The 25,108-nt window shown below is 64.5% G+C and carries 22 protein-coding genes; 10 read left to right on the forward strand and 12 right to left on the reverse strand.

The window, feature by feature from the left end; all coding sequences use genetic code 11:
- Positions 1 to 135: 135 nt before the first annotated feature.
- From ACVJ5M_RS13120 to glgC, 3 genes are all read right to left on the reverse strand, one after another.
- Positions 136 to 396, reverse strand: a complete 261-nt coding sequence (locus tag ACVJ5M_RS13120; RefSeq protein ID WP_085401565.1) for a SemiSWEET transporter — start codon at positions 394 to 396, stop codon at positions 136 to 138.
- Positions 397 to 642: 246 nt separating this feature from the next.
- Positions 643 to 2,103: a glycogen synthase GlgA gene (glgA, locus tag ACVJ5M_RS13125; RefSeq protein WP_085401566.1), complete on the reverse strand. Its 1,461-nt coding sequence runs from the start codon at positions 2,101 to 2,103 to the stop codon at positions 643 to 645.
- A complete protein-coding gene (glgC, locus tag ACVJ5M_RS13130; RefSeq protein WP_085401567.1) occupies positions 2,100 to 3,362 on the reverse strand; it encodes a glucose-1-phosphate adenylyltransferase in 1,263 nt (420 codons plus the stop codon). The genes glgA and glgC overlap by 4 nt, the downstream gene beginning before the upstream one ends.
- A 337-nt stretch (positions 3,363 to 3,699) precedes the next feature.
- Between glgC and ACVJ5M_RS13135 the strand changes: the two genes are divergently transcribed.
- A complete protein-coding gene (locus tag ACVJ5M_RS13135) occupies positions 3,700 to 4,179 on the forward strand; it encodes a hypothetical protein (RefSeq protein ID WP_063981660.1) in 480 nt (159 codons plus the stop codon).
- A 128-nt stretch (positions 4,180 to 4,307) separates the two neighbouring features.
- On the opposite strand, the gene ACVJ5M_RS13140 is transcribed toward ACVJ5M_RS13135, so the two are convergent.
- Positions 4,308 to 5,288, reverse strand: a complete 981-nt coding sequence (locus tag ACVJ5M_RS13140; protein ID WP_063986156.1) for an ABC transporter substrate-binding protein — start codon at positions 5,286 to 5,288, stop codon at positions 4,308 to 4,310.
- 474 nt (positions 5,289 to 5,762) lie between these two features.
- On the opposite strand from ACVJ5M_RS13140, the gene ACVJ5M_RS13145 reads away from it, so the two are divergent.
- From ACVJ5M_RS13145 to ACVJ5M_RS13185, 9 genes are all read left to right on the forward strand, one after another.
- Positions 5,763 to 6,866, forward strand: coding sequence for an ABC transporter substrate-binding protein (locus ACVJ5M_RS13145; protein WP_085401569.1), 1,104 nt, complete (start codon positions 5,763 to 5,765; stop codon positions 6,864 to 6,866).
- Positions 6,844 to 7,866 carry an ABC transporter permease gene (locus ACVJ5M_RS13150; RefSeq protein WP_063981662.1) on the forward strand — a complete coding sequence of 341 codons (1,023 nt, stop codon included), beginning with the start codon at positions 6,844 to 6,846 and terminating at the stop codon, positions 7,864 to 7,866. The genes ACVJ5M_RS13145 and ACVJ5M_RS13150 overlap by 23 nt, the downstream gene beginning before the upstream one ends.
- A complete protein-coding gene (locus ACVJ5M_RS13155) occupies positions 7,860 to 8,660 on the forward strand; it encodes an ABC transporter ATP-binding protein (RefSeq protein WP_085401570.1) in 801 nt (266 codons plus the stop codon). The genes ACVJ5M_RS13150 and ACVJ5M_RS13155 overlap by 7 nt, the downstream gene beginning before the upstream one ends.
- Complete coding sequence (locus ACVJ5M_RS13160) at positions 8,654 to 9,826, forward strand: acyl-CoA dehydrogenase family protein (RefSeq protein WP_063981664.1); 1,173 nt, start codon at positions 8,654 to 8,656, stop codon at positions 9,824 to 9,826. The genes ACVJ5M_RS13155 and ACVJ5M_RS13160 overlap by 7 nt, the downstream gene beginning before the upstream one ends.
- A 29-nt stretch (positions 9,827 to 9,855) precedes the next feature.
- Entirely contained in the window at positions 9,856 to 10,956 is a 1,101-nt protein-coding gene (locus ACVJ5M_RS13165) for an LLM class flavin-dependent oxidoreductase (RefSeq protein ID WP_085401571.1), read from the forward strand.
- Positions 10,953 to 11,891: an ABC transporter substrate-binding protein gene (locus tag ACVJ5M_RS13170; protein WP_085401572.1), complete on the forward strand. Its 939-nt coding sequence runs from the start codon at positions 10,953 to 10,955 to the stop codon at positions 11,889 to 11,891. The genes ACVJ5M_RS13165 and ACVJ5M_RS13170 overlap by 4 nt, the downstream gene beginning before the upstream one ends.
- Positions 11,892 to 12,262: 371 nt before the next feature.
- The gene (locus ACVJ5M_RS13175; protein ID WP_085401573.1) at positions 12,263 to 13,108 is read left to right on the forward strand and encodes a CmcJ/NvfI family oxidoreductase; all 846 of its coding nucleotides are present in this window, start codon (positions 12,263 to 12,265) and stop codon (positions 13,106 to 13,108) included.
- Positions 13,109 to 13,210: 102 nt separating this feature from the next.
- A complete protein-coding gene (locus ACVJ5M_RS13180) occupies positions 13,211 to 13,525 on the forward strand; it encodes a septal ring lytic transglycosylase RlpA family protein (RefSeq protein ID WP_071910599.1) in 315 nt (104 codons plus the stop codon).
- A 50-nt stretch (positions 13,526 to 13,575) separates the two neighbouring features.
- The gene (locus ACVJ5M_RS13185; protein WP_085401574.1) at positions 13,576 to 14,745 is read left to right on the forward strand and encodes a Gfo/Idh/MocA family protein; all 1,170 of its coding nucleotides are present in this window, start codon (positions 13,576 to 13,578) and stop codon (positions 14,743 to 14,745) included.
- A 203-nt stretch (positions 14,746 to 14,948) separates the two neighbouring features.
- Here the strand turns inward: ACVJ5M_RS13185 and ACVJ5M_RS13190 are convergent, their stop codons facing one another.
- The 8 genes from ACVJ5M_RS13190 to ACVJ5M_RS13225 form a co-directional block, all read right to left on the reverse strand.
- Entirely contained in the window at positions 14,949 to 16,259 is a 1,311-nt protein-coding gene (locus tag ACVJ5M_RS13190; RefSeq protein WP_085401575.1) for an ABC transporter substrate-binding protein, read from the reverse strand.
- A 1-nt stretch (position 16,260) separates the two neighbouring features.
- A complete protein-coding gene (locus ACVJ5M_RS13195) occupies positions 16,261 to 17,469 on the reverse strand; it encodes a methyltransferase (RefSeq protein ID WP_354097219.1) in 1,209 nt (402 codons plus the stop codon).
- Positions 17,470 to 17,655: 186 nt separating this feature from the next.
- Positions 17,656 to 18,891 carry an ABC transporter substrate-binding protein gene (locus tag ACVJ5M_RS13200; protein ID WP_085401578.1) on the reverse strand — a complete coding sequence of 412 codons (1,236 nt, stop codon included), beginning with the start codon at positions 18,889 to 18,891 and terminating at the stop codon, positions 17,656 to 17,658.
- A 41-nt stretch (positions 18,892 to 18,932) separates the two neighbouring features.
- Positions 18,933 to 20,411 (reverse strand): ATP-binding cassette domain-containing protein, encoded by a 1,479-nt coding sequence (locus tag ACVJ5M_RS13205; protein ID WP_085401579.1) that lies wholly within the window; start codon positions 20,409 to 20,411, stop codon positions 18,933 to 18,935.
- Entirely contained in the window at positions 20,411 to 21,337 is a 927-nt protein-coding gene (locus ACVJ5M_RS13210; RefSeq protein ID WP_085401580.1) for a branched-chain amino acid ABC transporter permease, read from the reverse strand. Before ACVJ5M_RS13210 ends, ACVJ5M_RS13205 begins: the two co-directional genes overlap by 1 nt.
- Position 21,338: 1 nt before the next feature.
- On the reverse strand, positions 21,339 to 22,214 hold the full coding sequence (locus tag ACVJ5M_RS13215) for a branched-chain amino acid ABC transporter permease (protein WP_028156504.1): 876 nt from the start codon (positions 22,212 to 22,214) through the stop codon (positions 21,339 to 21,341).
- Positions 22,215 to 22,316: 102 nt separating this feature from the next.
- Complete coding sequence (locus ACVJ5M_RS13220; RefSeq protein WP_231145368.1) at positions 22,317 to 23,501, reverse strand: ABC transporter substrate-binding protein; 1,185 nt, start codon at positions 23,499 to 23,501, stop codon at positions 22,317 to 22,319.
- Between the two features lie 357 nt (positions 23,502 to 23,858).
- Positions 23,859 to 24,959, reverse strand: a complete 1,101-nt coding sequence (locus tag ACVJ5M_RS13225) for an NAD(P)/FAD-dependent oxidoreductase (RefSeq protein WP_085401582.1) — start codon at positions 24,957 to 24,959, stop codon at positions 23,859 to 23,861.
- Positions 24,960 to 25,108 lie beyond the last annotated feature (149 nt).

Raw genomic sequence — 25,108 nt, forward strand, 5'->3', positions numbered from 1 at the left:
CAAGGACCGTTACCTTTCAGGTACCGCACGGACCACACGATGATCGATTGTCTATGTCCGCTCCGGGGCCCCTCGAAAACAGACATCCCGGATTTTATGGGTACACGCGCCAATCCGTCCTACGCAGCTTCAACCTCACCCATACTTCAGCTTCATGAACAGGATACCGCCGGCGAGCACCATGGTGATGGCGTTGGCCGCGACCAGCGGGGCGTCGCCAGAGAGCAGGCCGTAGATGAGCCAGAGCGCCAGGCCCAGCACCATGACCAGGAACATGCCGAGCGAAATGTCGCGCGCCGAGCGGGTCTTCCAGACCTTGATGAACTGCGGCGCGTACGCGACGGTGGTGCAGGTTGCGGCGGCAAAGCCGATCAGCTTGATCGCGAAAGGGTCCATGCCGGCTCTATAGCATGGATTCGGTGGTGACCGTGTTTTTGGCGCGGGCTTCTTGGCGGCGGCCCGCGCGCGCCTCGTCCTTCGAGACGACCGCTCTGCGGTCTCCTCAGGATGAGGCTAAGCAGCATCGGTGCCGTCGAAATTGCTGCCGCATACTCCGCCCTCATCCTGAGGAGCCCGCGAACGCGGGCGTCTCGAAGGATGGCCGCAGGGAAGCCGCTATTCACATGCGGCAGCCCTGCCGCCTCAGGTGCGGCGCGCCGCCATGAGATCGCGATAGAGCACGGCATAGTCGCCGGCGCGGTTGCGCCAGGAGACGTCGGTCGCAAGGCCGCTCAATTGCAGCCGGCGCCAGGTCGCCTTGTTGTGGAAGGCGGTGTTGGCCTTGCGCAGCGTGCCGGTGAGGGCCTCCACGGTGACGGGCGCGAACTTGAAGCCGGTCGGGTCGCGGTCCGATGTGTTGGCCTCGCCGATATCGACGATGGTGTCTTCGAGGCCGCCGACGCGCGACACGATCGGGACAGCGCCGTAGCGCAGCGCGTAGAGTTGGGTCAGGCCGCACGGCTCGAACCGCGAGGGTACGATGAGCGCGTCCGATCCGGCCTGGATCAGGTGCGCCAGAATCTCGTCATAGCCGATCACGACGCCGATCCGCCCGGGGTTCGCGCGGGCGACGGCCTGATAGCGATCCTGGAGATCGCGATCGCCGCTGCCGAGCAGCGCGAGCTGCATGCCGTCGCCCAAAATGGTCGGAATGGCCTCGAGCAGGAGATCGAGCCCTTTCTGCCAGGACAGGCGGCTGATGACGCCGAGCAACGGTGCCTCGTCCGAGGAATCGAGACTGAACTGTTGCTGAAGCACCGCCTTGTTCGCGGCGCGGAACGTGAGATCCTCCGCGCCGAAGCGGTAGGCGATGTGCGGATCGGTTTGCGGATTCCACACGTCGGTGTCGATGCCGTTGAGGATGCCGCTCAGCACATCGGCGCGTTCGCGCAGCAGGCCGCCGAGCCCCATGCCGCCTTCATCGCTCTGGATCTCCTGCGCATAGGTCGGCGATACCGTGGTGATGCGATCGGCGAGTTGAAGCCCCGCCTTGAGGAAGCTGATGCCGCCGAAATATTCGAGGCCGTGAACGTCGAACGCCGCCGCCGCGGGCAGGCCGATCGCGCTTGTCAGCGTGCGATCGAACTTGCCCTGATAGGCCATGTTGTGGATGGTCATCACGGTGCCGGGGCGCGGCCCGCCGTCATAGTGCAGATAGGCCGGCGCGAGCCCCGCCTGCCAGTCATGGGCATGGACGACATCCGGCACGAACGCGGGCACGAGGCCGTGGCCGATATCGGCCGCGATACGCGACAGTGCCGCGAAGCGCACACCGTTGTCCGGCCAGTCGACGCCCTCAGGGGTGACGTACGGATTGCCCGGTCGTGCGTAAAGATGCGGCACGTCGAGCACGAACAGGTCGAGGCCGTCATGCGAGCCCGCGAGCAGGCGGCCCGGGCCGCCGAAATAATCCGGCCAGCGCCGGATTTCGCCGGCTCCTCCCAGCATCCGCATCACGTCGGGATAGCCCGGCATCAGCGTGCGCATCTCGACGCCGTGCGCCTTCAGCGCAAGCGGCAGCGCGCCGGCGACATCCGCGAGGCCGCCGGTCTTGACGATCGGGTAGACTTCGGAGGCGACCGCGAGGACGCGAACAGGCGTCATGTATTGAGCCTGTCGAGCATTGTCTGGGTGATGAGCGAGATGCCCTGCTCGGTGGTGCGGAAGCGCTTGGCGTCGAGCTCCGGGTCCTCGCCGACGACGAGCCCCTCGGGGATTTCGACGCCGCGGTCGATCACGACGTTCTTCAAGCGAGCGCCGCGAGCGACGTTCACGTAGGGCATGATCACGGCGTTCTCGACAGTGGCGTAGGAGTTGACGCGCACGCCGGTGAACAGCAGCGAGCGGCGCAGCGAGGCGCCGGAGATGATGCAGCCGCCCGAGACCAGCGAGCTCACGGCCTGGCCGCGCCGGCTCTCCTCGTCATGGACGAACTTGGCAGGCGGCGTGATCTCCGCATAGGACCAGATCGGCCAGGCGCGGTCGAACAGGTCGAGCTCCGGCACGACGTCGGTGAGGTCGATATTGGCCGCCCAATAGGCATCGACCGTGCCGGCATCGCGCCAGTAGGCGCGGGGATCGCTGCCCGAGCGTACGCACGAGGTCGAGAATTGATGCGCGATGGCGCGGCCGTTCTTGACGATATAGGGGATGATGTCCTTGCCGAAATCGTGACTGGAGTTCGTATCCTCGGCGTCGCGCTTGAGCTGGTCGAACAGGAATTTCGTATCGAACACGTAGATGCCCATGCTGGCGAGCGAGACGTCTGGCTTGCCCGGCATCGGCGGCGGATCGGCCGGCTTCTCCAGGAACTGCTGGATCCAGCCGTTCTCGTCGACATGCATGATGCCGAAGCCGGAAGATTCCGCGCGCGGCATCTCGAGGCAGCCGACGGTGACGTCGGCGCCGCTGTCGACATGCTGGCGCAGCATCACCTCGTAGTCCATCTTGTAGATGTGATCGCCGGCGAGCACGACGATGAAGCGTGCGTTGTGCGACTCGATGATGTCGATGTTCTGATAGATCGCATCCGCCGTGCCGACATACCACATGTTCTCCGAGACGCGCTGACTGGCCGGGAGGATGTCAAAGCTCTCGTTGCGTTCGGGGCGGAAGAAGTTCCAGCCCATCTGAAGGTGCCGGATCAGGCTGTGCGCCTTGTACTGGGTCGCGACCGCTATCCGGCGGATGCCGGAATTCACCGCATTGGACAGCGCGAAATCGATGATGCGGGACTTGCCGCCGAAATAGACCGCGGGCTTGGCGCGCCGGTCGGTCAGTTCCAGAAGCCGGCTGCCGCGTCCGCCGGCCAGGACGAACGCCAGCGCCTGACGGGCAAGCGGCTCGGGTCTCGCGGCACTCATGTCATCCTCCCACACCTCTGGCGCTTTGCGAGAAGCCTCCCGGCCGCGCACATTGGAACCGATAGTAACGGCACGAATAGTAAATCGGGAAGGTGCTTGTTGGTTGCGAACGCCCGGGAAGCTTAATGCTTTGCTGTGGCCTATGGCTCCGTCGCACCGGTGTCATGCCCGTGCGGGCGCTGGCGTTGGCCGGACCACAATCGAGGCATGCGCGGGCATTCTTGTGCGGTGCACGCAATGCAGGCTGTGACTTTCGGAGGCTTTGACTTGGGGCAAGGATGCCCGATCATGGCCTTGCGATCCTTTTCCAAACGAACGTCAGACAGGGAGCAAGACGATGAGTATCTGGAAAACGGCGATTGCCTGTTCGCTGGCGGGCGCGGTGATGGCCGGCCAAATCGAGCAGGCGGCAGCGGCTCCGCTGCCGACCAACGTCGCGACCATGAAGGCCGCCGTTGGTGACGATGTCACCCCGGTGTATTGGCGCGGCCGTGGCTGGGGATGGGGCGCAGGAGGCCTCCTCGCCGGAGCAATCATCGGAGGTGCCATCGCGAGCAGCGCGCCCTACGGTTACTATGGCGGCGGCCCGTATTACGGCGGTTATGGTGGTTATGGTTATGGCTCGGGCTACGGCTATGGCTACGCTCCGTCCTATGGCTATGCGCCGGCCTATTACGGCGGCTACGGGCCGAGCTATGGGTATGGCGGCTACTACGCGCGTCCCAGCTACTACGGCTATCGAGCCTATCGTCCATATTACGGCCCTCGCTACGGCTACTACCGGCCGTACCGGGCCTATGATCGCGGATATTGGTAAGGACCCTGCGCGGTTAGAGCGAGAGCCACACGATCAGGCTCATGCAGGCGAAATGCGCGAGCACGATCGCGGCGAGATGCAACGGGCCGGCCTTGAGGCTGGACTTGCGCATCCCGCCGCGCCCCGCGCTAGTTTGACCCCGCGGCCGCGGCTGTAAAGCTGCGGTCGACGGCTTTGCTCACGTCGAGCGTCTTCGGCAGGATGCCGTAGCGCGTCGAGCGGTCGGAGGCTTCCTGCACCTCCTTCACCACGTTCTGATCGATCACGATCGGGCTGGTGCGCTGCGCGGTGTAGGCCGACAGCAGTACGTCCTCCGGCAGTTTTGTCAGCTCGGCCGTGCTCTTTGCGTATTCGGCAACATGATCGAGCGACCACAGCCGTGCCTTGTTCAGCCGCTGCACGAGGTCCTGCACCACCGCGCGCTTGGTGGCGATGGCGTTGTCGGAGGCCACGATGAAGGTGATGGTCGGCGTCAGGCCTTCGCCGTCGGCGATCACGCGGGCCTTGTCCTTCAGCGTCGCGAACGAGACGTAGGGCTCCCACACGGCCCAGGCATCGATCGAGCCGGCGACGAGTGCGATCTTGGCGTCGACCGGGCCGAGCGGCGCGAAGGTCGCGTCCTCCAGCTTGATCTGCGCCTTCTCCAGCGTCGCGTCGATCAGGAACTGGCCCCAGCCGCCGCGCGTGCCGGCGAGGCGTTTTCCCTTGAGGTCGGCGGCCGACTTGATCGGTGAATCCTGGCGCACGAGGATCGCTTGCGTCTTCGCATCCGACTTTGTGCCGCCGATTGCCTTGATCGGCGCGCCGGCCGCATAGACCGAGAGAAAGGAGAGATCGCCGGTGTAGCCGACGTCGAGCGCGCCGGCGTTCAGCGCCTCCAGGATCGGAGCGGCGGCAGGGAATTCCGACCATTCGATCTTGTAGGGCAGGTCCTTCGCATAGCCGGAGATTTCGAGCAGCGAGCGGTTGCCGCCCTTCTGGTCGCCGACGCGCAGCACGACGGTGTCGGCCGCGAACGAGGCGGCAGCCGTCGACAAGGTGATGGCTGCGGCGAACAGCGATGCTGCGAGCCGGCGTGTGATGGAATGGTCGTCGAAGTTGATGCTCATTTGGCCTGTCTTGTTGCTTTGCTCACGACGCGTGAGCGAGCGATGCAGCGAGACGATCAAGTCTATGACGGCGCGATGCGCAGTCAATGAAATGGCTATCCGTATTGCAGATGCGTCGGGCAATGACGTTTCAGCGCAGCGCCGCTTTCGAGAACGCACCGCGTGCGCGGCGGGTGATGCGCAAGAATGATGCAGGTGCGGAGTCGCGGCGCATCCTTGCAAGATGATGCAGCAACCAAAATCGTTTCATCGCTGTCCCATGCGCTGATGGAGAGAATGACCTCGCTTCGCGCTACATTCGAAATTCCATTTCATTGACGATGCGGCGGGCGCGCCGCATGATTTGCGCATCGCATCAATCGGCGTGGTAAGCGCCCGCGAAAATTATTCTCTCAACGCAGCTCCACATGGAACATGCGCAACGCGAGACGTTGCGTGAATGGCGGAGCTGTGCCAGCGCAGGAGTGGGGACTGATGGGCAACGACAACAAGGGCAGCGGATCGGGCATCGACCGGCGTCATTTGCTGCAGGCGGGGCTTGCGGCGGCATTCGCCGCGCCGCTTGGTGCCTTTGGTGCAGCCCAGGCCTTTGCGCCACAGGCGATCGCGCCCGGTGTCGATCTCTCTGAGTTTCCGCTGTGCCGGACGGCCGCGGATGGCCCCGTCCTCACCGGCGCGCCGCGCAAGCTGAAACTCTCCTGGAACGCCGGCGCGGTCTGTCTCGCCCCGGTTCTCGTCGCCATCGAGCACGGCTTCTTCCAGAAGCACAATCTCGACATCGAGCTCATCAACTATTCCGGCTCGACCGACCAGCTGCTCGAGGCGATCGCAACGGGAAAGAGCGATGCCGGGCTCGGCATGGCGCTGCGTTGGCTGAAGCCGCTGGAGCAGGGCTTTGACGTCAAGATCGCCGCCGGCACCCATGGCGGCTGCATGCGCGTCCTGACCCGCGCCGACTCCAACCTGAGCAAGCTCGCCGACCTCAAGGGCAAGATCGTCGCGGTCGGCGACCTCGGTGGCCCCGACAAGAACTTCTTCTCCATTCAGCTCGCCAAGCTCGGTATCGACCCGGTCAAGGATGTCGACTGGCGCGCCTATCCCGGCAACCTGCTCAACGTCGCCGTCGAGAAGGGTGAGGTGCAGGCTTTCCTGTCATCCGATCCGCTGGGCTATCTCTGGCTCAAGGACAGCCAGTACAAGGAAGTCGCCTCCAATCTCGACGGCGAATATCGCGACAAGAGCTGCTGCATCCTCGGCCTGCGCGGCTCGCTTGTGCGCGAAGAACCTCAAGTCGCGCGCGCCCTGACGCAGGCGCTGCTCGATGCCGCGATGTTCACCGCGCAGAACCCGACCGTAACGGCGAAGTCGTTCCAGCCTTATGCGCCGAAGACGGCATCACTCGCCGATATCGAGGGCATGGTGCGCTACCACACCCACCATCATCATCCCGTCGGTGAAGTGCTCAAGCGCGAGCTGAAGTCCTATGCCGACGATTTGAAGAGCGTCCAGGTCTTCAAGCAAAGCACCGATACCGCCAAATTCGCGGAGCGCATCTATGTCGACGTATTCGCTGTCTGACGGCCTCGCCTCCGGCGCGCCGCGCCTCTCGCGCGCGCCGGTTCTTGCGAGCTGGGTCCGGGAATCCGGCGTCGGCATTCTCGCCAGCGTCGCGTGGATCGCGTTCGGCCTGTCCTGCCTGTGGTGGGAGGATGTCGGCGACTGGTCGCGGACGCACTCGCTCGGCATCGCCGCCTTCATCGTTGCCGCAATCGCCTTGTTCGGCACCGTCGGCGCCGACTACCTCGGCTCCGCCGGTAAGGCCTTGCGCCAGCGCGCGCCCTGGCTCGTGGCGCTCGGCGCATTCCTGACGCTGTGGGAGGTGGCCACCGCAAAATTCGCCTGGCTGCCGCTGCCGTTCTTCCCGCCGCCGCAGTCGATCATCGAGGTCTATACCGACGATCTGCCAAAGCTGCTCGACAGTGTCTTCGCCTCGGTCAAGCTGCAGCTTGGCGGCTATCTGATCGGCGCCACGGTCGGCTTCCTGACCGGCGTCTCGATCGGCTGGTCGCGCGCGGTCGGCTATTGGGTGCATCCGGTGCTGCGCTTCATCGGCCCGCTGCCGGCAACCGCCTGGCTGCCGATCGCCTTCTTCACGTTCCCGTCGAGCTGGAGCGCCTCGACCTTCCTGATCGCGCTCGCGACCGGCTTCCCGGTCACCGTCTTGACCTGGTCCGGCGTCGCGAGCGTCAGCAACGCCTATTACGACGTCGCACGCACGCTCGGCGCAAAGCCGTCCTTCCTGGTGCTGAAGGTCGCGATCCCTGCGGCACTCCCGCACGTCTTCGTCGGCCTGTTCATGGGCCTCGGCTCGTCCTTCGCCGTGCTCGTCGTGGCCGAGATGATCGGCGTGAAGGCCGGGCTCGGCTGGTATCTGCAATGGGCGCAGGGCTGGGCCGCCTACGCCAACATGTATGCGGCGCTGATCGTGATGTCGCTGCTCTGCTCCGGCGCCATCACGCTGCTGTTCGCCATCCGCGATCGCCTGCTGGTCTGGCAGAAGGGGACCGTGAAATGGTAGCCGCAACCGCACTGGCCGAAATCGCGCCCCCGCCGGCCGCCGGCGCCGCGCTCGACATCGAGCAGGTCAGCCACGCCTTCGACATCGATGGCACTGAGCTGCCTGTTCTCAGCGACGTCAGCGTCTCCGTTGAGCCGGGCGAGTTCGTCGCGCTGCTCGGCCCCTCCGGCTGCGGCAAGTCGACCTTGCTCCGGCTCGTCGCCGGCCTCGACAAGCCCAAGGCCGGAACGCTCCGCGAGGACGAGGCGCGCATCACCCGGCCGCATCCATCGCGCGTCGTCGTGTTCCAGGATCCGACCCTGTTTCCCTGGCGGTCGGTCTGGGACAACGTCGCCCTGGGCCTCGAGGCCCAGGGCATTTTGAAGAGCCAGCGGCAGCGTGTCGATGACGCGCTCGATCTCGTTGGTCTGTCGTCGTTCCGCAATGCTTATCCGCATCAGCTCTCCGGCGGCATGGCGCAGCGCGTCGCGCTCGCCCGCGCGCTCGTGAATGATCCAAAAATCCTGATCCTCGACGAGCCGCTCGGCAAGCTCGACTCGCTGACCCGTATCACCATGCAGGCCGAGCTCGTCTCGCTCTGGCAGCGCAAGGGCTTTACCACGCTGCTGGTGACGCATGACGCCGAGGAAGCGCTGGTGCTCGCCAACCGCGTCATCGTGTTCAGCGACCGCCCGGCGCGGGTGAAGGCCGACATCCGTGTCGACCGGCCCTATCCGCGCCATCGCGGCGATCCATATCTCGCGGATCTGCGCCGCCAGATCCTCGGCTTGTTGGGATTGGACGCTACATGGTGACCTCTGTAGCCAAGGGCCGGGCGGCCCATAGCGAGCCCGACTACATCGCGCGCGCCGAGGCGCTGGCCGAAGGCTTTGCTGCGCGTGCAGCCGAGCACGACCGCACCGGCAGCTTTCCCTTCGAGAATTTTCGCGAGCTGTCCGAGGCGGGCTTGCTGTCGCTGACGGTGCCGGCCGTTCATGGCGGCGCCGGGGCGGGCGCACGATACGCCGCGCGCGTCATCGGCATCATCGGCAAGGCCGATCCTTCGACCGCCTTGGTGCTGTCGATGCACTACATCAACCATCTGGTGATGGGGCGCAGCCCGACCTGGCCGGCGAAGCTGTCGCGCAAGCTTGCGCGTGAGAGCGTCGAGGGCCTCGCGCTCGTCAACGCGCTCCGCGTCGAGCCCGAGCTCGGCTCGCCCGCGCGCGGCGGCCTGCCGGCGACGATCGCGCGCCGCACCGAGACCGGCTGGCGCCTGACCGGTCACAAGATCTATTCGACGGGGTCGCCGATCCTGAAATGGTATCTGGTCTGGGCGCGGACGGATGAGGCCGAGCCGCGCGTCGGCCAGTTCCTGGTGCCGGCGGGACTGCCGGGCACCCGCATCGTCGAGACCTGGGATCATCACGGCCTGCGCGCCAGCGGCAGCCATGATGTCATCTTCGACGATGTCGTGATCCCGCTTGATGCCGAGGTCGATGTCCGCAATCCCCAGGAGTGGCGTGCGCCCGACATCGCGCAGGCGACCGTCCACACAGTGTTCGTCGCCGCGATCTATGACGGCGTTGCCCGCGCCGCGCGCGACTGGTTCGTCCAGTTCCTGAAGCAGCGCGTCCCCGCCAGCCTCGGCGCGCCGCTTGCGACCTTGCCACGGGCGCAGGAGATCCTCGGTGCCATCGAGGCCAGGCTCGCAGTCAATGCACGGCTGATCGAGACGTTCGCCCGCGACTTCGACGAAGGCGTCGATCTCTCCACCGGCGAATCCAACGTGATCAAGCTGACGGTGACCAACAACGCCGTCGCCGTGGTCGAGGATGCACTATCGCTGACCGGCAATCACGGCCTGTCCCGCACCAATCCGCTGGAGCGGCACTATCGCGATGTCTTGTGCGGCCGCGTGCACACGCCGCAGGACGATGCCACCCGCACCGGCCTCGGCCGCGCCGCATTGGGCCTCTAGCTTTCAGGACAACAAACAGGGAGACGATCATGTCGATCGAGTTCATCGGCTTCATCAGCAACAACAATTCGTCCGAGACCGTCGTTCGCGAAGGGCCGGTCCTCAACCCCACCCACATCGAGACGGTGGCCAAGGCGCACGAGAATGCCGGCTTCGACCGCGCCCTGCTGGCGTTTCATTCGACGACGCCGGACGCGCTCCAGATTGCCCAGCACGTGCTGGGCGTCACCGACCGCCTCAATGTGCTGATCGCGCAGCGGCCGGGCTTCACCGCGCCGACGCTGCTGGCGCGCCAGTTCGCCGTGCTCGACCAGTTTTCCCGCGGCAGGGTCGCCCTGCATGTCATCACCGGCGGCAATGCGACCGAGCTTCGGCAGGATGGCAACACGCTCGACGACAAGGACGAGCGCTACGCCCGCACCTCCGAGTTCCTCGATGTCCTCAAGCTCGAATGGACCAGCGACAAGCCGTTCACCTACAAGGGCAAGTACTACCAGGTCGAGAACGCGTTCTCGCAGGTGAAGCCGTATCGTCCCGAGGGCATCCGGACTTATTTCGGCGGCGCTTCGGATGCGGCGATCGAGGTCGCGGGCAAGCATGCCGACACCTTTGCGCTGTGGGGTGAATCCTATGCCCAGGTGCGCGACGTCACCTCCCGCGTCCACAACGCGGCGGTTCGTCAGGGACGGCCGACGCCGCGTTTCAGCCTCTCGGTGCGGCCGATCATTGCCTCGACCGAGAAGCAGGCCTGGGAGAAGGCGGAAGAGATTCTGGCACGTGCCACCGCGCTCCAGGACAAGACCGGCTACCGCAAGCCCGCCGACGGCCATGCCACGGCCGGCGCGCGGCGCCTGCTCGCGCTCGCCGACCAGGGCAGCCTGATCGACAAGCGGCTCTGGACCGAGATCGCCAAGCTCACCGGCGCCAACAGCAACACCACCGCGCTGGTCGGCACGCCCGAGCAAGTCGCCGAAGTGTTCGGCGACTATTACGATCTCGGCATCAGCCACTTCCTGATCCGCGGCTTCGATCCCCTGATCGACGCCATTGAATATGGCCGCGAGCTGATCCCGCTGACGCGCGAGCTGGTCGCCAAGCGCCAGGCCGTTCGCGGCGAGGCGGCGGAATGATCCGTCTCATGCTGGCCGGTGCGCTGCTGTTCGGCTCGTTGGAGCTCGTGGCGGCGCAAACCACCTTGCGCGTTGGCGACCAGAAGGGCAACTCGCAGGCCGTGATGGAAGCGGCAGGCGTGCTTAGGGATGTCCCATACAAGATCGAGTGGAAGGAGTTTCCGGCGGCGGCACCGCTGCTGGAGGCGCTCAGCGCCGGCGCGATCGAGACCGGTATCGTGGGCGATGCACCCTTCACTTTCGCCGCCGCCTCCGGAGCGCCGGTGAAGGCGATCGCCGCGATCCGTCAGACCCGCGAGGGGCTCGCCATCCTCGTGCCCGAGAATTCGCCGATCAAGTCCTTCGCCGACCTGCGCGGCAAGAAGATCGCGACCGGCCGCGGCTCGATCGGTCATCAATTGATCCTCGCTGCGCTCGAGAAGAACGGCTGGGCTGGGTCCGACGTGCAGATCGCGTTCCTGGCGCCGTCCGATGCCAAGATCGCCTACACGCAAGGCTCCGTCGATGCCTGGTCGACCTGGGAGCCTTATGTGAGCCAGGAGGAGGTGCTGTTCAGATCGCGCCGTGTCATCACCTCGGAGGGCCTGACGCCGGGGCTGAGCTTCCAGGTCGCACGGCCCGACGCCATCCGCGACAAGCGCGCGGAGCTGACGGACTTCATCCGGCGCCTCACGGCGGCGCGGGCATGGTCGCTGAGCAACGTCGATAGCTATGCCGCGACCTGGGGCAAGCTGATGAACATCCCGACCGCCGTGCCGCAGAACTGGCTGTCGCGCGCAAAGATCCGCATTGCGCCGATCGACGACGGCGTGGTCGCGGACGAGCAGAGCACGATCGACCTCTATTTCCGCTGGGGCCTGATCAAGCAGAAGCTCGATGCGGCGGAGATCGTGGACCGCTCGTTTGCGGACGCGATCACCAAGGCGGGGTTGTAAGCCACTCGTGAACCGGACGCGGCGCTTTCCCTCTCCCCTTGTGGGAGAGGGTGGCTCGCCGCGTAGCGGCGAGACGGGTGAGGGGTCTCTCTCCGCGTACTCACCTCTCGCGATGGAGCCCGCGGATAGATACCCCTCATCCGGCGCTTCGCGCCACCTTCTCCCACAAGGGGAGAAGGAAGAACGCTCTCACGGGCGCTTCAAGGGATCGTGAGAAAAGGAGGACGTTTCCAGCGCAATCGCCTTCCTCGAAACATTCCTTCTGCATTTCGAACTCCCGACAACACCCCCATTGCTATTTGCACCGCCTCCCTTGCAGCACGCCGCACTCCGTCAAAAATCAGACAGACGACCACATCGGGAGACCGGCCATGGGCCTGCAAGAAACAAAAATCGAATCGCTTCCCTTCGTCACTGCCGAACTCAACTACCTCGCGCCGGTTTCCGGCAAGCCACGCACCTATGCTTTCGATCCGCCGCCGGGCGAGCCCAAGAGCACGTCGTTGCCGGAGCCGCATCAGGTCCCGATCTTCGATGCGCGCCTGATCGCGGATAATTTCTCGCTGGATCGCGAGGGCTTTGCGCTGGTGCGTCACCCGACGCAGGTGAAGGATTTTTACAACGACGAGGAAATCCGGGCGGTCTACTATCCCGCCGTCGAGGCCTTTTTGCGGGCGACGCTGAAGGCCGATCGCGTCTTCATTTTCGATCACACCGTGCGCAGGCGTGTCGAGGGGGCGGCGGATATTCGCGACGGTGGCCCGCGCCAGCCTGCGACGCGCGTCCATGTCGACCAGACCGCCGTCTCCGGCGCCAACCGCGTGCGTGAGCATCTGCCCGACGAAGCCGACGCGCTGTTGAAAGGCCGTGTGCAGGTGATCAACCTCTGGCGGCCGATCCGCGGACCCTTGCGCGATTCACCGCTGGCGATGGCGGACGGCACGACGGTTGCGCCCGACGATCTCGTCGCCTCCGATCTGATCTATCCCAATCGCCGCGGCGAGACCTATTCGGTGAAATACAATCCGAACCACCGCTGGTTCTATTTCCCCGAGATGACGCCGGACGAGGCGCTGCTGCTCAAGTGTTATGATTCCGCAACCGACGGCCGCACCCGGTTCGGGCCGCACACCGCCTTCGTCGATCCGACCACGCCGGCCGATGCGGCGCCGCGCGAAAGCATCGAGGTCCGCACGCTGGTGTTCCATAAACAGTAACAATGTGTGATGGCACTGCCGGGCGCGCCCGGCAGTGTTCCTGGAACTTACCGGAACAAATCGACGTTTGCAGCGCCGGGCAGGGCAACCGGGAGCGGTGCCGTGCGAACGCAGACGACGCTTTTCTTCAGTCTGGCCACTTTTTCGCTTTCTGCATTTTCTGTCGCGCAAGCCGAAAGCGGGCTTGCCTCATACTACGGTTACGGAAAAGCCGGTAAGGGCGGCGAACTGACCTGCGCTCACCGCACGCGCGCGTTCGGCAGCGTGCTGACGGTGTCCTACGGTGGCCGGTCGATTCAGTGCCGCGTCAATGATCGCGGCCCATTTATCCGCGGCCGGATCGTCGATCTCTCGGTGCCGGCGGCCAAAGCGCTCGGCATGATGAGCGCCGGCGTGGTGCGGGTCTCGGTGGAATAGGCTGGCCGTCGCGCTATAGTGCCGCCCAACGCAAGGCTAAGGGGGGCGCTATGGCCAGGATTCGGGTGGGGCTTGTCGGCTGCGGCTTCGTGTCGGAGCTGCACATGTATGCGTTCCGCCGCGTCTACGGTGTGGATGTCGAGGTCGCGGCGGTCGCGGCGCGCGGCGATCATGTCGTCGAATTCGCCGGCCGCCACGGGATTCCGCGGGTCTATCGCAGCTTCGCCGAACTGATCGCGGACCGCGAGCTCGATGTCATCGACATCTGCACCCCGCCCAATCTCCATGCCGACATGATCGTCGCCAGCATGCAGGCCGGCAAGCACGTGATCTGCGAGAAGCCGTTCGCCGGCTATTTCGGCCGTGCAGGCGACGCGCAGCCGATCGGCAAGCATGTACCGAAGGCGCTGATGTATGAGCGGGTGCTGGAGGAGATGGACGCGACCCGCGCCGCAATCGAGCGCACCGGAAAGCTTTTCATGTATGCGGAGGATTGGATCTACGCGCCCGCGGTGACCAAGACCGCGGAGATCATCAGGGCGACCAAAGACAAGATCCTGTTCATGAAGGGCGAGGAGAGTCATTCCGGCTCGCACGCCGCGCATGCCGCGCAATGGGCGATGACCGGCGGCGGCTCGCTGATCCGCATGGGCTGCCATCCGCTCTCGGCCGTGCTTTATCTCAAGCAGGTGGAGGCCAAGGCGCGCGGCGAAACCATCCGCGTCGCCAGCGTCACCGGCGATGTCGGCAACGTCACGGCCGTCCTGAAGCCCGAGGAGCGCACTTACATCAAGGCCAATCCGGTCGATGTCGAGGATTGGGGCACGCTGACGGCGACCTTCTCCGACGGCACCAAGGCGACCGTGTTTTCCGGCGACATGATCATGGGCGGCGTCCGCAATCTGATCGAGACCTACACCTCGGGCGGTTCGCTGTTCGCCAACATCACCCCGAACACGCATCTGATGAGCTACCAGACCAGCGAAGAGAAGCTCGCCAGCGTCTACATCACAGAGAAGGTCGATCGTAAAACCGGCTGGCAATATGTCTGCCTCGAGGAGGAGTGGACGCGCGGGTACTTGCAGGAGATCCAGGACTTCATGGAGTGCGCGTCGAGCGGACGGCAGCCGCTGTCGGACCTGGCGCTGGCGTATGAGACGATCAAGGTGAACTACGCGGGCTACTGGGCCGCGGAGGAGGGACGGCGGGTGGTGTTGTAGGCCGCTGAAGAGACCGCAGGCACGCTGCCATCCCTTCTCCCCTTGTGGGAGAAGGTAGCGCGAAGCGCCGGATGAGGGGTCTCTCTCCGCGAGTTCGAACGTAAGATATGTGCTTGCGGAGATAACCCCTCACCCGTCTCGCCGCTACGCGGCGAGCCACCCTCTCCCACAAAGGGAGAGGGGAAGAGACCGTCCGCATCACCTCACGCCCCGTAGGTCGAGCCTTTCGGCAGCGGAAACACCGGGTCCTGCGTGCGGATGTTCGTCGGCCACACCACCGAGATGCGATCGCCGGCGTTCTGCATCACGACCGGCGTCGAGCGTTCGTTCTGGCCGGACAGCGGCGTTCCCGGCGGGAAGAATTTCACGCCGTAGCCCTGGATGGTGCCGCCGGCGGGAATGTCGACGTCGAGCGCGGCCTTGCGGATGGCCTCGGGATCGAAGCTGCCGTATTTCTCCTTGGCGACCGGCAGCACGTTGTTGAGCAGCACCCAGGTCTGGTTGAAGCCCATCGAGCAATGCGGCGGCACTTCGGTCGCGCCGGTCTTGGCCTTGTAGCGCGTGACCATGGCGTTGGTCAGATCGCCGATGCCCGGCGCGAGCTTTGCGGGATCGAGCAATTGCGCCGGCACCGGATCGATGTTGCAGAAATTGTCGATGTCGGCGCCGAAGGTCGCGCGCAGCTTGTCGAGCTGGCTGTAGCCGGCGCCGGCGCCAAACAGCATCTTGAAGCGCAATCCGCTCTCGCGCGCCTGGCGCAGGAACAGGGTGATGTCGGGGTTGTAACCGGCATGCGAGATCACGTCGGCCTTGGCGCGCTTGATTTTCGTAACGAGCACCGAGAGGTCGGGCGCCGAGGCGGAGTAGCCCTCGCGCAGCACCACCTGGATGCCGGCCTGCTTGGCATAGGCCTCGTCGGCCGCCGCGACGCCGACGCCATACGGGCCGTCCTCGTGGATCAGCGCGACCTTGACGTCCTTCGGATCCATACCGAGCTTGCCTTGCGCATGCTCGGCGAGGAAGCTCGCGAAGGCCTGGCCATACTGGTCGGAATGGATCTGCGCTCGAAACACGTATTGCAGGTTCTTGTCCTTGAACACGGCGGTCGAGACCGCGGTCGTGATCCAGAGGATCTTCTTCTGCTGCTCGACCTTGGCCGCGAGCGGCACCGCATGCGAGCTCGCATAGACGCCGTTGATGATGTCGATCTTCTCCTGACTGATCAGGCGTTCGGCCTCGTTGATCGCAACGTCGGGTTTGCTCTGGGAATCCGCGGCGACCGGAGCAATCTTGGTCTTGCCGCCAACACCGCCTTTCTCGTTGACGAGATCGATCGCGATCTGCGCGCCGATTGACGAGGCGACCGAGCCGCCGGCGGCGAAGGGGCCGGTGAGGTCGTAGATCAGGCCGATGCGCAAATTCTCGGCTTGCGCCTGGGCCCGGGTCCAATCGAGGCTGAGTGCAGCGGCGGCAGCCGCAGTGCTCTTCAGCAGCTGCCTGCGTGAAGTCGGCATCCTATCCTCCCTCAAAACCCGTCTGTTGATTGGTCTTGTTATTTTTTTGCGAATTATGGGGAGCGGGACGATGGAAAGTCAACATGGCGAAAGGTCGATAGGCGGGGCATGGCGCAGAACGCAACTGCGAAGACGGACTGCATCGAGCGATCTGCCCGATCTCAGTTCGTGTCGGAGCGCATGGCCTCGAATACCGCAAAGCCTGCACCGTCGAGCAACGCACCACCCTCGCCAATCGGAATCCGGCCTGCTCCAGCAGGGATCGATATTCGGCGTCGGTGCGCTCCATGCCGGAGACATTGACCAGCATCTCCATGTCGATATGGAGTACGCGCATGGCGTCGCGATGATCTGGCTCGATCCGTCGTTCGATCAGCAGAACCCGAGCATGTCCTGGCATTGCCACGCGAACATTTCGCAGGATCGCCAGCGATTGATCGTCGTCCCAATCATGGATGATCTGCTTCAGGATGTAGGCGTCTGCGTCCGCCGGAACGGTTTCGAAGAAGCTCCCGCCGATGATCTCACATCGGTTCGTGCCTCCAATCGCCTCCAGAGACGCGCCGGCTACGACATCGGGAAGGTCGAACAGCACGCCTTGCATGGTCGGGTGATCGGCCAGAATCGTTGTGAGCGTGAAGCCATGTCCGCCGCCTATGTCGACGATGCGGCCTATCCCGTGAAAATCGTAGTGCTTGAGAAGCGCATTGGCCAACCGGGCGGAGCTGGTTGTCATCGTCGCGTTGAAAATCGCGGAGAGCTCGGCGTCCTCGCGCAAATAGTCGAAGACCCCGGTCCCGTGTGCGTGATCGAAGGCATGCTGGCCGGTCTGTACAGAGTGCAGAAGATGGCTCCAGGATTGCCAGTGCGATTCGCTGAGCCATAGCCGCACCACCGGACAGATCGAAGCTGGGATATCGGCGCGGAGGGTAGACCCAAGCGGTGTCAGCGCAAACTGCTTCGGAGACGTCTCGTCGAGCAGGCCGGCACCGGCCAGGAAGCGAAGCAGCCGGTAAAGGGTCGGAGCATGGCTTCCGGTCGTTGTCGCGAGATCGTCGCAATGGCGCGGGCCTGCCGCCAGGTGATCCGGAATGCCCAGCTCGACGGCAACGCGCAGGGCCTGCGAAATGCGGTACCCACCGATCAGCCTGAATATCTGGGCGAAATCTTGAGGTGCCGGGGATTGTCCGGGAGAGATGCCTGCGTCCATCTGAGATGCTCCGCTTCATCACCGGCGGGGTAGATGGCGGAGGTTGCGGCAAAACGTCAACGTGACCCAAGGTCGCTACGGGCCGGCCGCGGCGCAGCATGTTTCCTGAAGGACAAAGATTCTTGAAGAACAAAGAAAAGCCCACCGCTCGCGAACGAGCGGTGGCCTGATGCCGGGACGAGCCGGTTACTGCGACAGCTTCACGAAGGCGGGAAACTTCAGCTTGCCTTCCGCGATCTTCTCGGGCCAGACCACGACCTGCTTGCTGTCCTGCCACTGGAAGACGAGGCCGGACACGGTCGTGGGACCGGACTTGATGCCGTGGGTGAACTCGTCGTCCTTGCCGTAGAACTGGATGCGGCCGATCGTGCCCTCGTAGTCGGTCTTCTCCAGTTCAGCGACCATCTTGTCGGGATCGGTCGAGCCGGCGCGCTTGATCGCTTCGGTGATGAAGTAGACCTCGTCATAGGCGGTGTAGCCGGTATAGGCCGGCGGCGTGCCGAACTTGGCCTTGAAGGCGGCCGCGAACGGCTTCGTCTTGGATGTCACGGCGACGTCGGGCGTCGCCACTGCCAGCGACGGCACGCCGTCGGCGGCGCCATTGGTGTCCTTCCAGAAGGTCGGGCTCAGCGCCTGCGCGCTGATGCCGAACATCGGGATCGGCACCTGCTGGTTCTTCCACTGCACCGTCGGCTGCACGCCGACATGCGAGATGCCGGTGACGATCACATCAGGCTTCTTGCCCTCGATGTTGTTGAAGATCGGCGTGAAGTCGGTGGTATCGGGCGAGAAGCGCACATGCTCCACGACCTTCAGGCCCGCCTTGGGCAGGCAGGCCTCGTAGCCGACGTCGAGCGGCTTCGTCCAGGCGGCGTCCTCGCTCATGATCGCGACCGTCTTGAACTTGAGCTTGTCGACCAGCAGATCCTTGGCGGCATCACAGACGAGCTGGGCTTGCGCCGCCGACGTCAGATAGCCGTGGAAAGTGTACTTGTTCTTCTCGTAGTCGTTGTGGATCGCCTTGGTGATCTCGTTCGAGGCGGCGCCCGGCGTGATCAGCGGCATCTTCAGCCGCGCCGCCCAGGGTTCGAGCGCGAGAACGACCTCGCTGATATAGCTCGCGATCACGGCCGACACCTTGTCCTCGCTCACCGCGCGCTGGAACGCGCGCACCGAGTCGGCCGACGAGCTCTTGTTGTCATAGGTGACGATCTCGACCTTGCGGCCGAGGATGCCGCCCTTGGCGTTGATCTCGTCGGCAGCGATCTGCGCGCCGCCGGGGGTCGCAGCACCAGCGATCGACTGCACTTCGGCGATGACGCCGATCTTGATCGGATCGTTCGACTGCGCGTAGGCGGGCGCGGCAAGGCACAGCGCCAATGCGGAGGTGAGGAGGCTGCTGCCGAGGATTGAAGGTCGCATGGTCGTTTCCCTTTCTATGTTTTTTATTGATGTTGACGGACTTAAAGAAAATCGGCGCCGGCTTCGCTCGCGAAGCGGCCGGGATCGCCCTCCCAGACGATGCGGGCGTGCTCCAGCACATAGACGCGGTCGGCATGCGGCAGCGCGAAGGTGACGTTCTGCTCGCCGAGCAGCACCGTGATCGCGGTGGTCTGCCGCAGCTTCGTCAGCGCCTTGGACAATTGCTCGAGGATGACGGGAGCGAGGCCCAGCGTCGGCTCGTCCAGGATCAGGATCTGCGGCTGCATCATCAACGCGCGGCCGATCGCGAGCATCTGCTGCTCGCCGCCGGAGAGCGTTTGTGCCATCTGGCCCTGGCGCTCCTTCAGGATCGGGAACAGCTCGAACAGCCAGGCGAGCTGCGCGGCGCGCTTGTCGTCGGAAAGATGCTGGCCGCCGAGATCGAGGTTTTCGCGCACGCTCATCTCGCCGAACAGCTCGCGCGATTCCGGGCATTGCACGAGCCCGCTGCGCGCGATCTTCGCGGGGCTCGTGCCGCGCAGCTTGGCGCCGCTGCGCACGATCTCGCCGCTATAGGGCAGGAAGCCGGAGATGGTGTTGAACAGCGTGGTCTTGCCGGCGCCGTTGAGGCCGACGACGGAGACGAACTCGCCCTCGTGGACGTGGATCGAGACGTTCTCCAGCGCCTGCGCCTTGCCGTAGAACACGCTGACATTCTCGACCTGGAGCAGCGGCACCTTGTCCTTGAAGCTGGTCTCGGGCCGCGCATGGGTCTCTATGGCGCCGCCGAGATAGACCCGGCGCACCGTCTCGTTCTTCATGACGTCGTCGGCCTTGCCGGTGACGATTTCCTCGCCGAGATACATCGCGAGCACGCGGTCGACCAGCGCGGCGACGCTCTTGACGTTGTGGTCGACCAGCATCACGGCGCGACCCTCGTCGCGAAAGCTGCGGATCAGGTCGGAGAAGACGTCGACCTCCGCCCGCGTCAGCCCGGCAAAGGGCTCGTCCACCAGCACGACCTTTGGGTCACGCGCGATCGCTTTCGCAAGCTCCAGCCGGCGCAAATCGGCGAAAGGCAGCGTCGGCGGTCGGCGGTTCATCACGCTGCCCAACCCGACGCGGTCGGCGATCCATTTGGCGCGCTCGACCAGCGCCTTGTCCGGGAACAGCATGAACAGGCTGTCCGGCAGCAGCGCGACCATGATGTTCTCCAGCACCGTCTGCCGGTTCAGCGGCCGCGAGTGCTGGAACACCATGCCAAAGCCTTTGCGTGCGATCTTGTGCGCGGGCAGGCCGGCGACGTTCTCGCCCTCGAAGATGACTTCGCCCGATGTCGGGCGTTCGATGCCCATCACGCTCTTCATCGCGGTCGACTTGCCGGAGCCGTTCGGCCCGATCAGGCCGAAGATCTCGCCAGCGTTGACCTCGAAGCCGAGGTTCTTCACCGCCGTCAATCCACCAAAGCGTTTTGTCAGGCCGCGGACGTCGAGCACGGGCCGGTTTGCGATCATATCCATCACGAGCGCGCCTCACGCGAGAGGGCCGCTCCGAGGAAGCCGCCGGGGAAGAACAGCACGACGAGCAGCGCAACCGCCGAGACGATGAAGGTCGCGAGCTCGCCGGTCGGCCTTAGGAATTCGCCGGCGACGATCAGGAAGATCGCGCCGAGCGCGGCGCCAAGCACGGTGCGCCGGCCGCCGAGCACGGCCGAGACGATCACGTTCACACCGACCGCGACGTCGACGACGGTACCGACCGAGGCGGTGCCGAAATAGAACACCAGCAGCGCTCCGGATAAACCAGAGAAGAACGCGCTGACGATGAAGGCGGCGAGCTTGTGCTTGACGATGTTGAAGCCGAGTGCGCCGGCCTGCACCGGGTCCTGGCCGCTGGCCTGCAGCACGAGGCCGATCGGCGATTGCGACAGGCCGTAGAGGATCGCCGCCGAGATCGTCATGAAGCCGAGCGCGATCCAGTAATTGGCGCCGGCGTTGATGGTGATGACGTCGGGGATGGTCAGGCCGATCTCGCCGCCGGTGAGATCGGCGAACACCACGATGAAATTCTGCAACATCAACACCGCGACCAGCGTGGTCAGGCCGAAATACGGCCCGCGCACGCGCAAAGCCGGCAACGCCAGCACGAGGCCCGCGATGACGGAGGCCAGCGCCCCCAGCACGATGCAGAGATAGACCGACCAGCCGAACTGGGCATTCAAAATGCCGGCGGTGTAGGCGCCGACGCCGATCAGGAAAGTGGGCCCGAAATTGACCTCGCCCGCGAAGCCGAACAGCAGGTCCCAGGCCATCGCGAACACGCCGAAATAGAACGCGACGGTGAGCAGGCCGAGCACGTAGCCGGAGACGTAGAGCGGCAGCGTCGCCGCGACGATGACGAGCGCGACCGAGATGAAGAACAGGCGGGAGGTGAAGAAGGTGGACATCTCAGCGCCTCCCCAGAAGGCCCTGGGGCCGGATATACATCACGAACACGAGCAGCAGCAGCGCCGGAATGGTGCGGTAGGCCGGCGAGACCAAATAGGCCGTCAGCGTCTCGAGATAGCCGACCACGAAGGCCGCGATCAGCGAGCCGGAGACGCTGCCGAGACCGCCGAGCACCACGATCGAGAACGCGCTCGCCGTTAGCGGTCCGACGCTGTAGGAGCTGACGCCCAAGAACATGCCGAGCAGCACGCCGGCGATGCCGGCGAGGATGCCGTAGATCGCCCAGACCACGACGTAGATGTTGGTGAGCTCGAGCCCGAGCAGGGTGACGCCGCGCGGGTTCATCGACGCCGCCAGCACCGCCTTGCCGGTGCGGGTACGATTCACCAGCAACCACAGCAGTGCGATCACGAGGCAGCACACGATCGCTGTGAAGATCTCGTTCTTCGGCGTGCGGACGCCGAGGATCTCGACGACGCCCTCGACGATCGGCAGCACGGTCTTGGCGTTGTTGGTGAAGAAATAGGCGATCAATTCCTGGATCATGATGCCCCAGAGCAGCGTTCCCGTGAGGACGAAGATCTCCTTCTCCTCATTGGGGATGCGCCGGGAGTCCTGAATGGGCTTCACCACCGCGAAATAGGTCGCAAAGGCGGTGAGGAGGGCGACGGCGACTCCGATCAGCGCACCGGCATAGGTGCCGACGTTGAGGATGCTGGCAGCGGCCCAGGCCGCCACCGCTGCGGCCACCATGATGGCACCGTGGGAGAGGTTGAGCACGCCGGAGACGCCGAAGATCAGGGTGAAGCCGGTGGCACCGAGAGCGTAGAGAGCGCTGATGGCAAAGCCATCGATCAATATCTGGAAAGCTCGCATCTATGATTGGCCGGGTGGCAGCCGAGCTGCCGCTTTGAGGAAAGGTGCTGCGGAGAGCCGCATGTGGAAGCTCCCGGGAGGTGGTCCCGGGAGCATTTCCTGCTAGTTGCTGAGCTTGATGAAGCTCGGGAACTTGACGTCGACCTTGGCGACGTCCTTGGGCCAGACCGCGCTCTGCTTGCCGTCCTGCCATTGCAGCATCAGCCCGGTGATCAGGCCCTTGCCATATTTGATCGAGTGGGTGAACGGATCGTCCTTGCCGTAGAACTGGACGCGGCCGATCGTGCCTTCCCAGTCGGTCTTCTCGAGCGCGGCGACGAGCTTGTCGGCATCGGTCGAGCCGGCGCGCTTCACCGCGTCGGCGATGTAATAGACCTCGTCATAGGCGGTGTAGCCGGCATAGGAGGGATAATTGCCGAACTTCTTCTTGAAGTTCTCCGCGAACGGCACCGATTTCGGCGTCACCGCGACGCCGGGCCCGGAGACGCCCTGATAGAGCACGCCTTCGGCCGCCTGGTTGGTGTCCTTGCCGAAGGTCTCGTTGGTTGCCTGCGAGGAGATGCCGAACATCGGGATCGGCACCTGCTGGTTCTTCCACTGCACCGTCGGCTGCACGCCCACATGGGAGATGCCGGTGATGATCACATCGGGCTTGGAGCCCTCGATCTTGTTGAAGATCGGCGTGAAGTCGGTCGTATCGGGCGAGAAGCGGATGTGGTCGAGCACCTTCAGCCCGATCTTGGGCAGGCATTCCTCGTAACCGACGTCGAGCGGCTTGGTCCAGGCCGCGTCCTCGCTCATGATGACGGCCGTCTTCATGTGCATCCTGTCGACGAGCAGATCCTTGGCGCCGTCGCAGACCGAAAGCGCGAGTGCCGCCGAGGTCAGGTAGCCGTGAAACGTGTATTTGTTCTTCTCGTAATCGGCGTGGACGCTCTTGCTGATCTCGTTGGAGGCCGCCCCTGGCGTGACGAACGGCGTCTTCAACCGCGAGGCCCAGGGTTCCAGCGCCAGCACGACTTCGCTGATATAGCTGGCGATGACCGCGTTGACCTTGTCCTCGTTCACCGCGCGCTGGAACGCGCGCACTGAATCCGCCGACGAGGAGTGATTGTCGTAAGAGATGATCTCGATCTTGCGGCCGTCGACGCCGCCATTGGCGTTGATCTCGTCGGCGGCAAGCTGCGCGGCCTGTGGAATGGAGGCGCCGGCGATCGCCTGCGCTTCCGCGATCACGCCGATCCTGAGGGGATCGGCTGCAAGTGCCGCGCCTGACGTTGCCATCATCGCGCCTGTCGCGGCCGCACCGAGCGCTATTCGCAATGCAACAGAGAGTCGTTTTTTCATGTTGTTCTCTCCCTTTGAATAGGCCTCTTGTGAGCCATTATGTCGCAACTATAACGGCGACGGCATTCTCGGCAAGTGAAACCGCGTTCAGGATTGGTAGAGACGGACCAAAGTCTAGCGCTGCGCAAATTGCGGGCAGGATAGGTGCGAGACACTCATGACGCGCGCAGGCATGCAGATTCTGTCGGCGGGCATGCGTGAGCGTCGAAGCCTTGGAATCGAAGCCTTATAGTCGAAGCCTTGGAGCGGGCGGTCGCCTGGCTCCATCCGGGCTACAAGGCGAGCAGCGATGCCGGTTCAGCGCGCTTGCAGCAGCGATGGATCGAGCGGCCTCAATCGGGCCGGATCGAATGGCGACAAGTCACCACGCGTCGCATCTTTGGCGATCAGCTGCGCCAGCGCTTCGCCGGTGGCGGGCGCATTGAGGATGCCCCAGACATTGTGCCCAGTCGCAACATAGAGACCTTCGCTCTGCGGCACCTTGCCGATCAACGGCAAGCCGTCCTCAGTCACCGGTCGAAAGCAGGCCTGCTGCGCGATGATCTTTTCGGGGCGAAACAGTGGCGATAGCCGTTCGCACATGATTTGCAGGCGCGCGATCGCATCGACGTCCGGCGCCACGGCTGCCGGATCGAGCGGCAGCGGCGCGATGTCCGAGAGTGCGGTGATATGCGTGCTGCCGTCGGCGCGTGGAAAGACTTCGATCGAGACGGCGCTGCCGTCCTCGTCATACTCCAGGAACAACGCATCGGCCGGCACGTGGGTGCCGACGTCGTACACGATGCTCGGGCTGCGCTGGCCATAGACAGCGGGCAGGCGCATCCATTGCGCGGCGAGCAATGACCATGGCCCCATCGCGATCACGACGGCGTCCGCCTCAACGAGGCTTCCTTCGACCTCGACACCCTTCGCGGTCGTGCCATTCGCGTCGCGCACGATGCCCGTGATGCGGCCAACGCGAAGCTCGGCGCCTTGCGCGACTGCCGCGTTCATAACGGCCGACGTGAATTTGCGGGGATGAACGATCGCAGTCGTCTCAGTCGTACCGATGCGCTGCGCGATGACGACGCCGTTGGCGAGCCAGCCGAGCGGGGATGGTGCATTCCGGCGCGGATCGCCGTCGGGAGCAACAAAGCCGCTATAGGCGGTCATCGGGCGATAGCCCCAATCACCTTCGATCTCCTGCGCCAGCTGCGCGTGAAGCGCAAAGCTCCGCCGCGCGAGCGCGTCGAGCGGCGAGCCGGCGCACCAGTCACGCGCCAGAAAGCCGCCGGCCTTGCCGGAGGCGGCGGCCGCGACCTCGGTCCGTTCGATGACGATGACCTCGATGCCGTGGCGCCGGAGAAACCAGGCGGTGCAGGCCCCGATCACGCCGCCGCCGCAGATGATGACGCGCATGGCTTGTTCCTTGGATAGTGCTGCGCTGATGTGCGCAACATCGCCTGTTCGGCACGATCGTTCAGGCGAAGATTGCCGCTTCGCCGCTAGAGGTGCAATTCTGTCGTATATCGAATGTCGTCACTCAACGATCATGCGAGCGTCATAAA

The sequence above is a fragment of the Bradyrhizobium sp. S3.7.6 genome, from assembly GCF_054061875.1.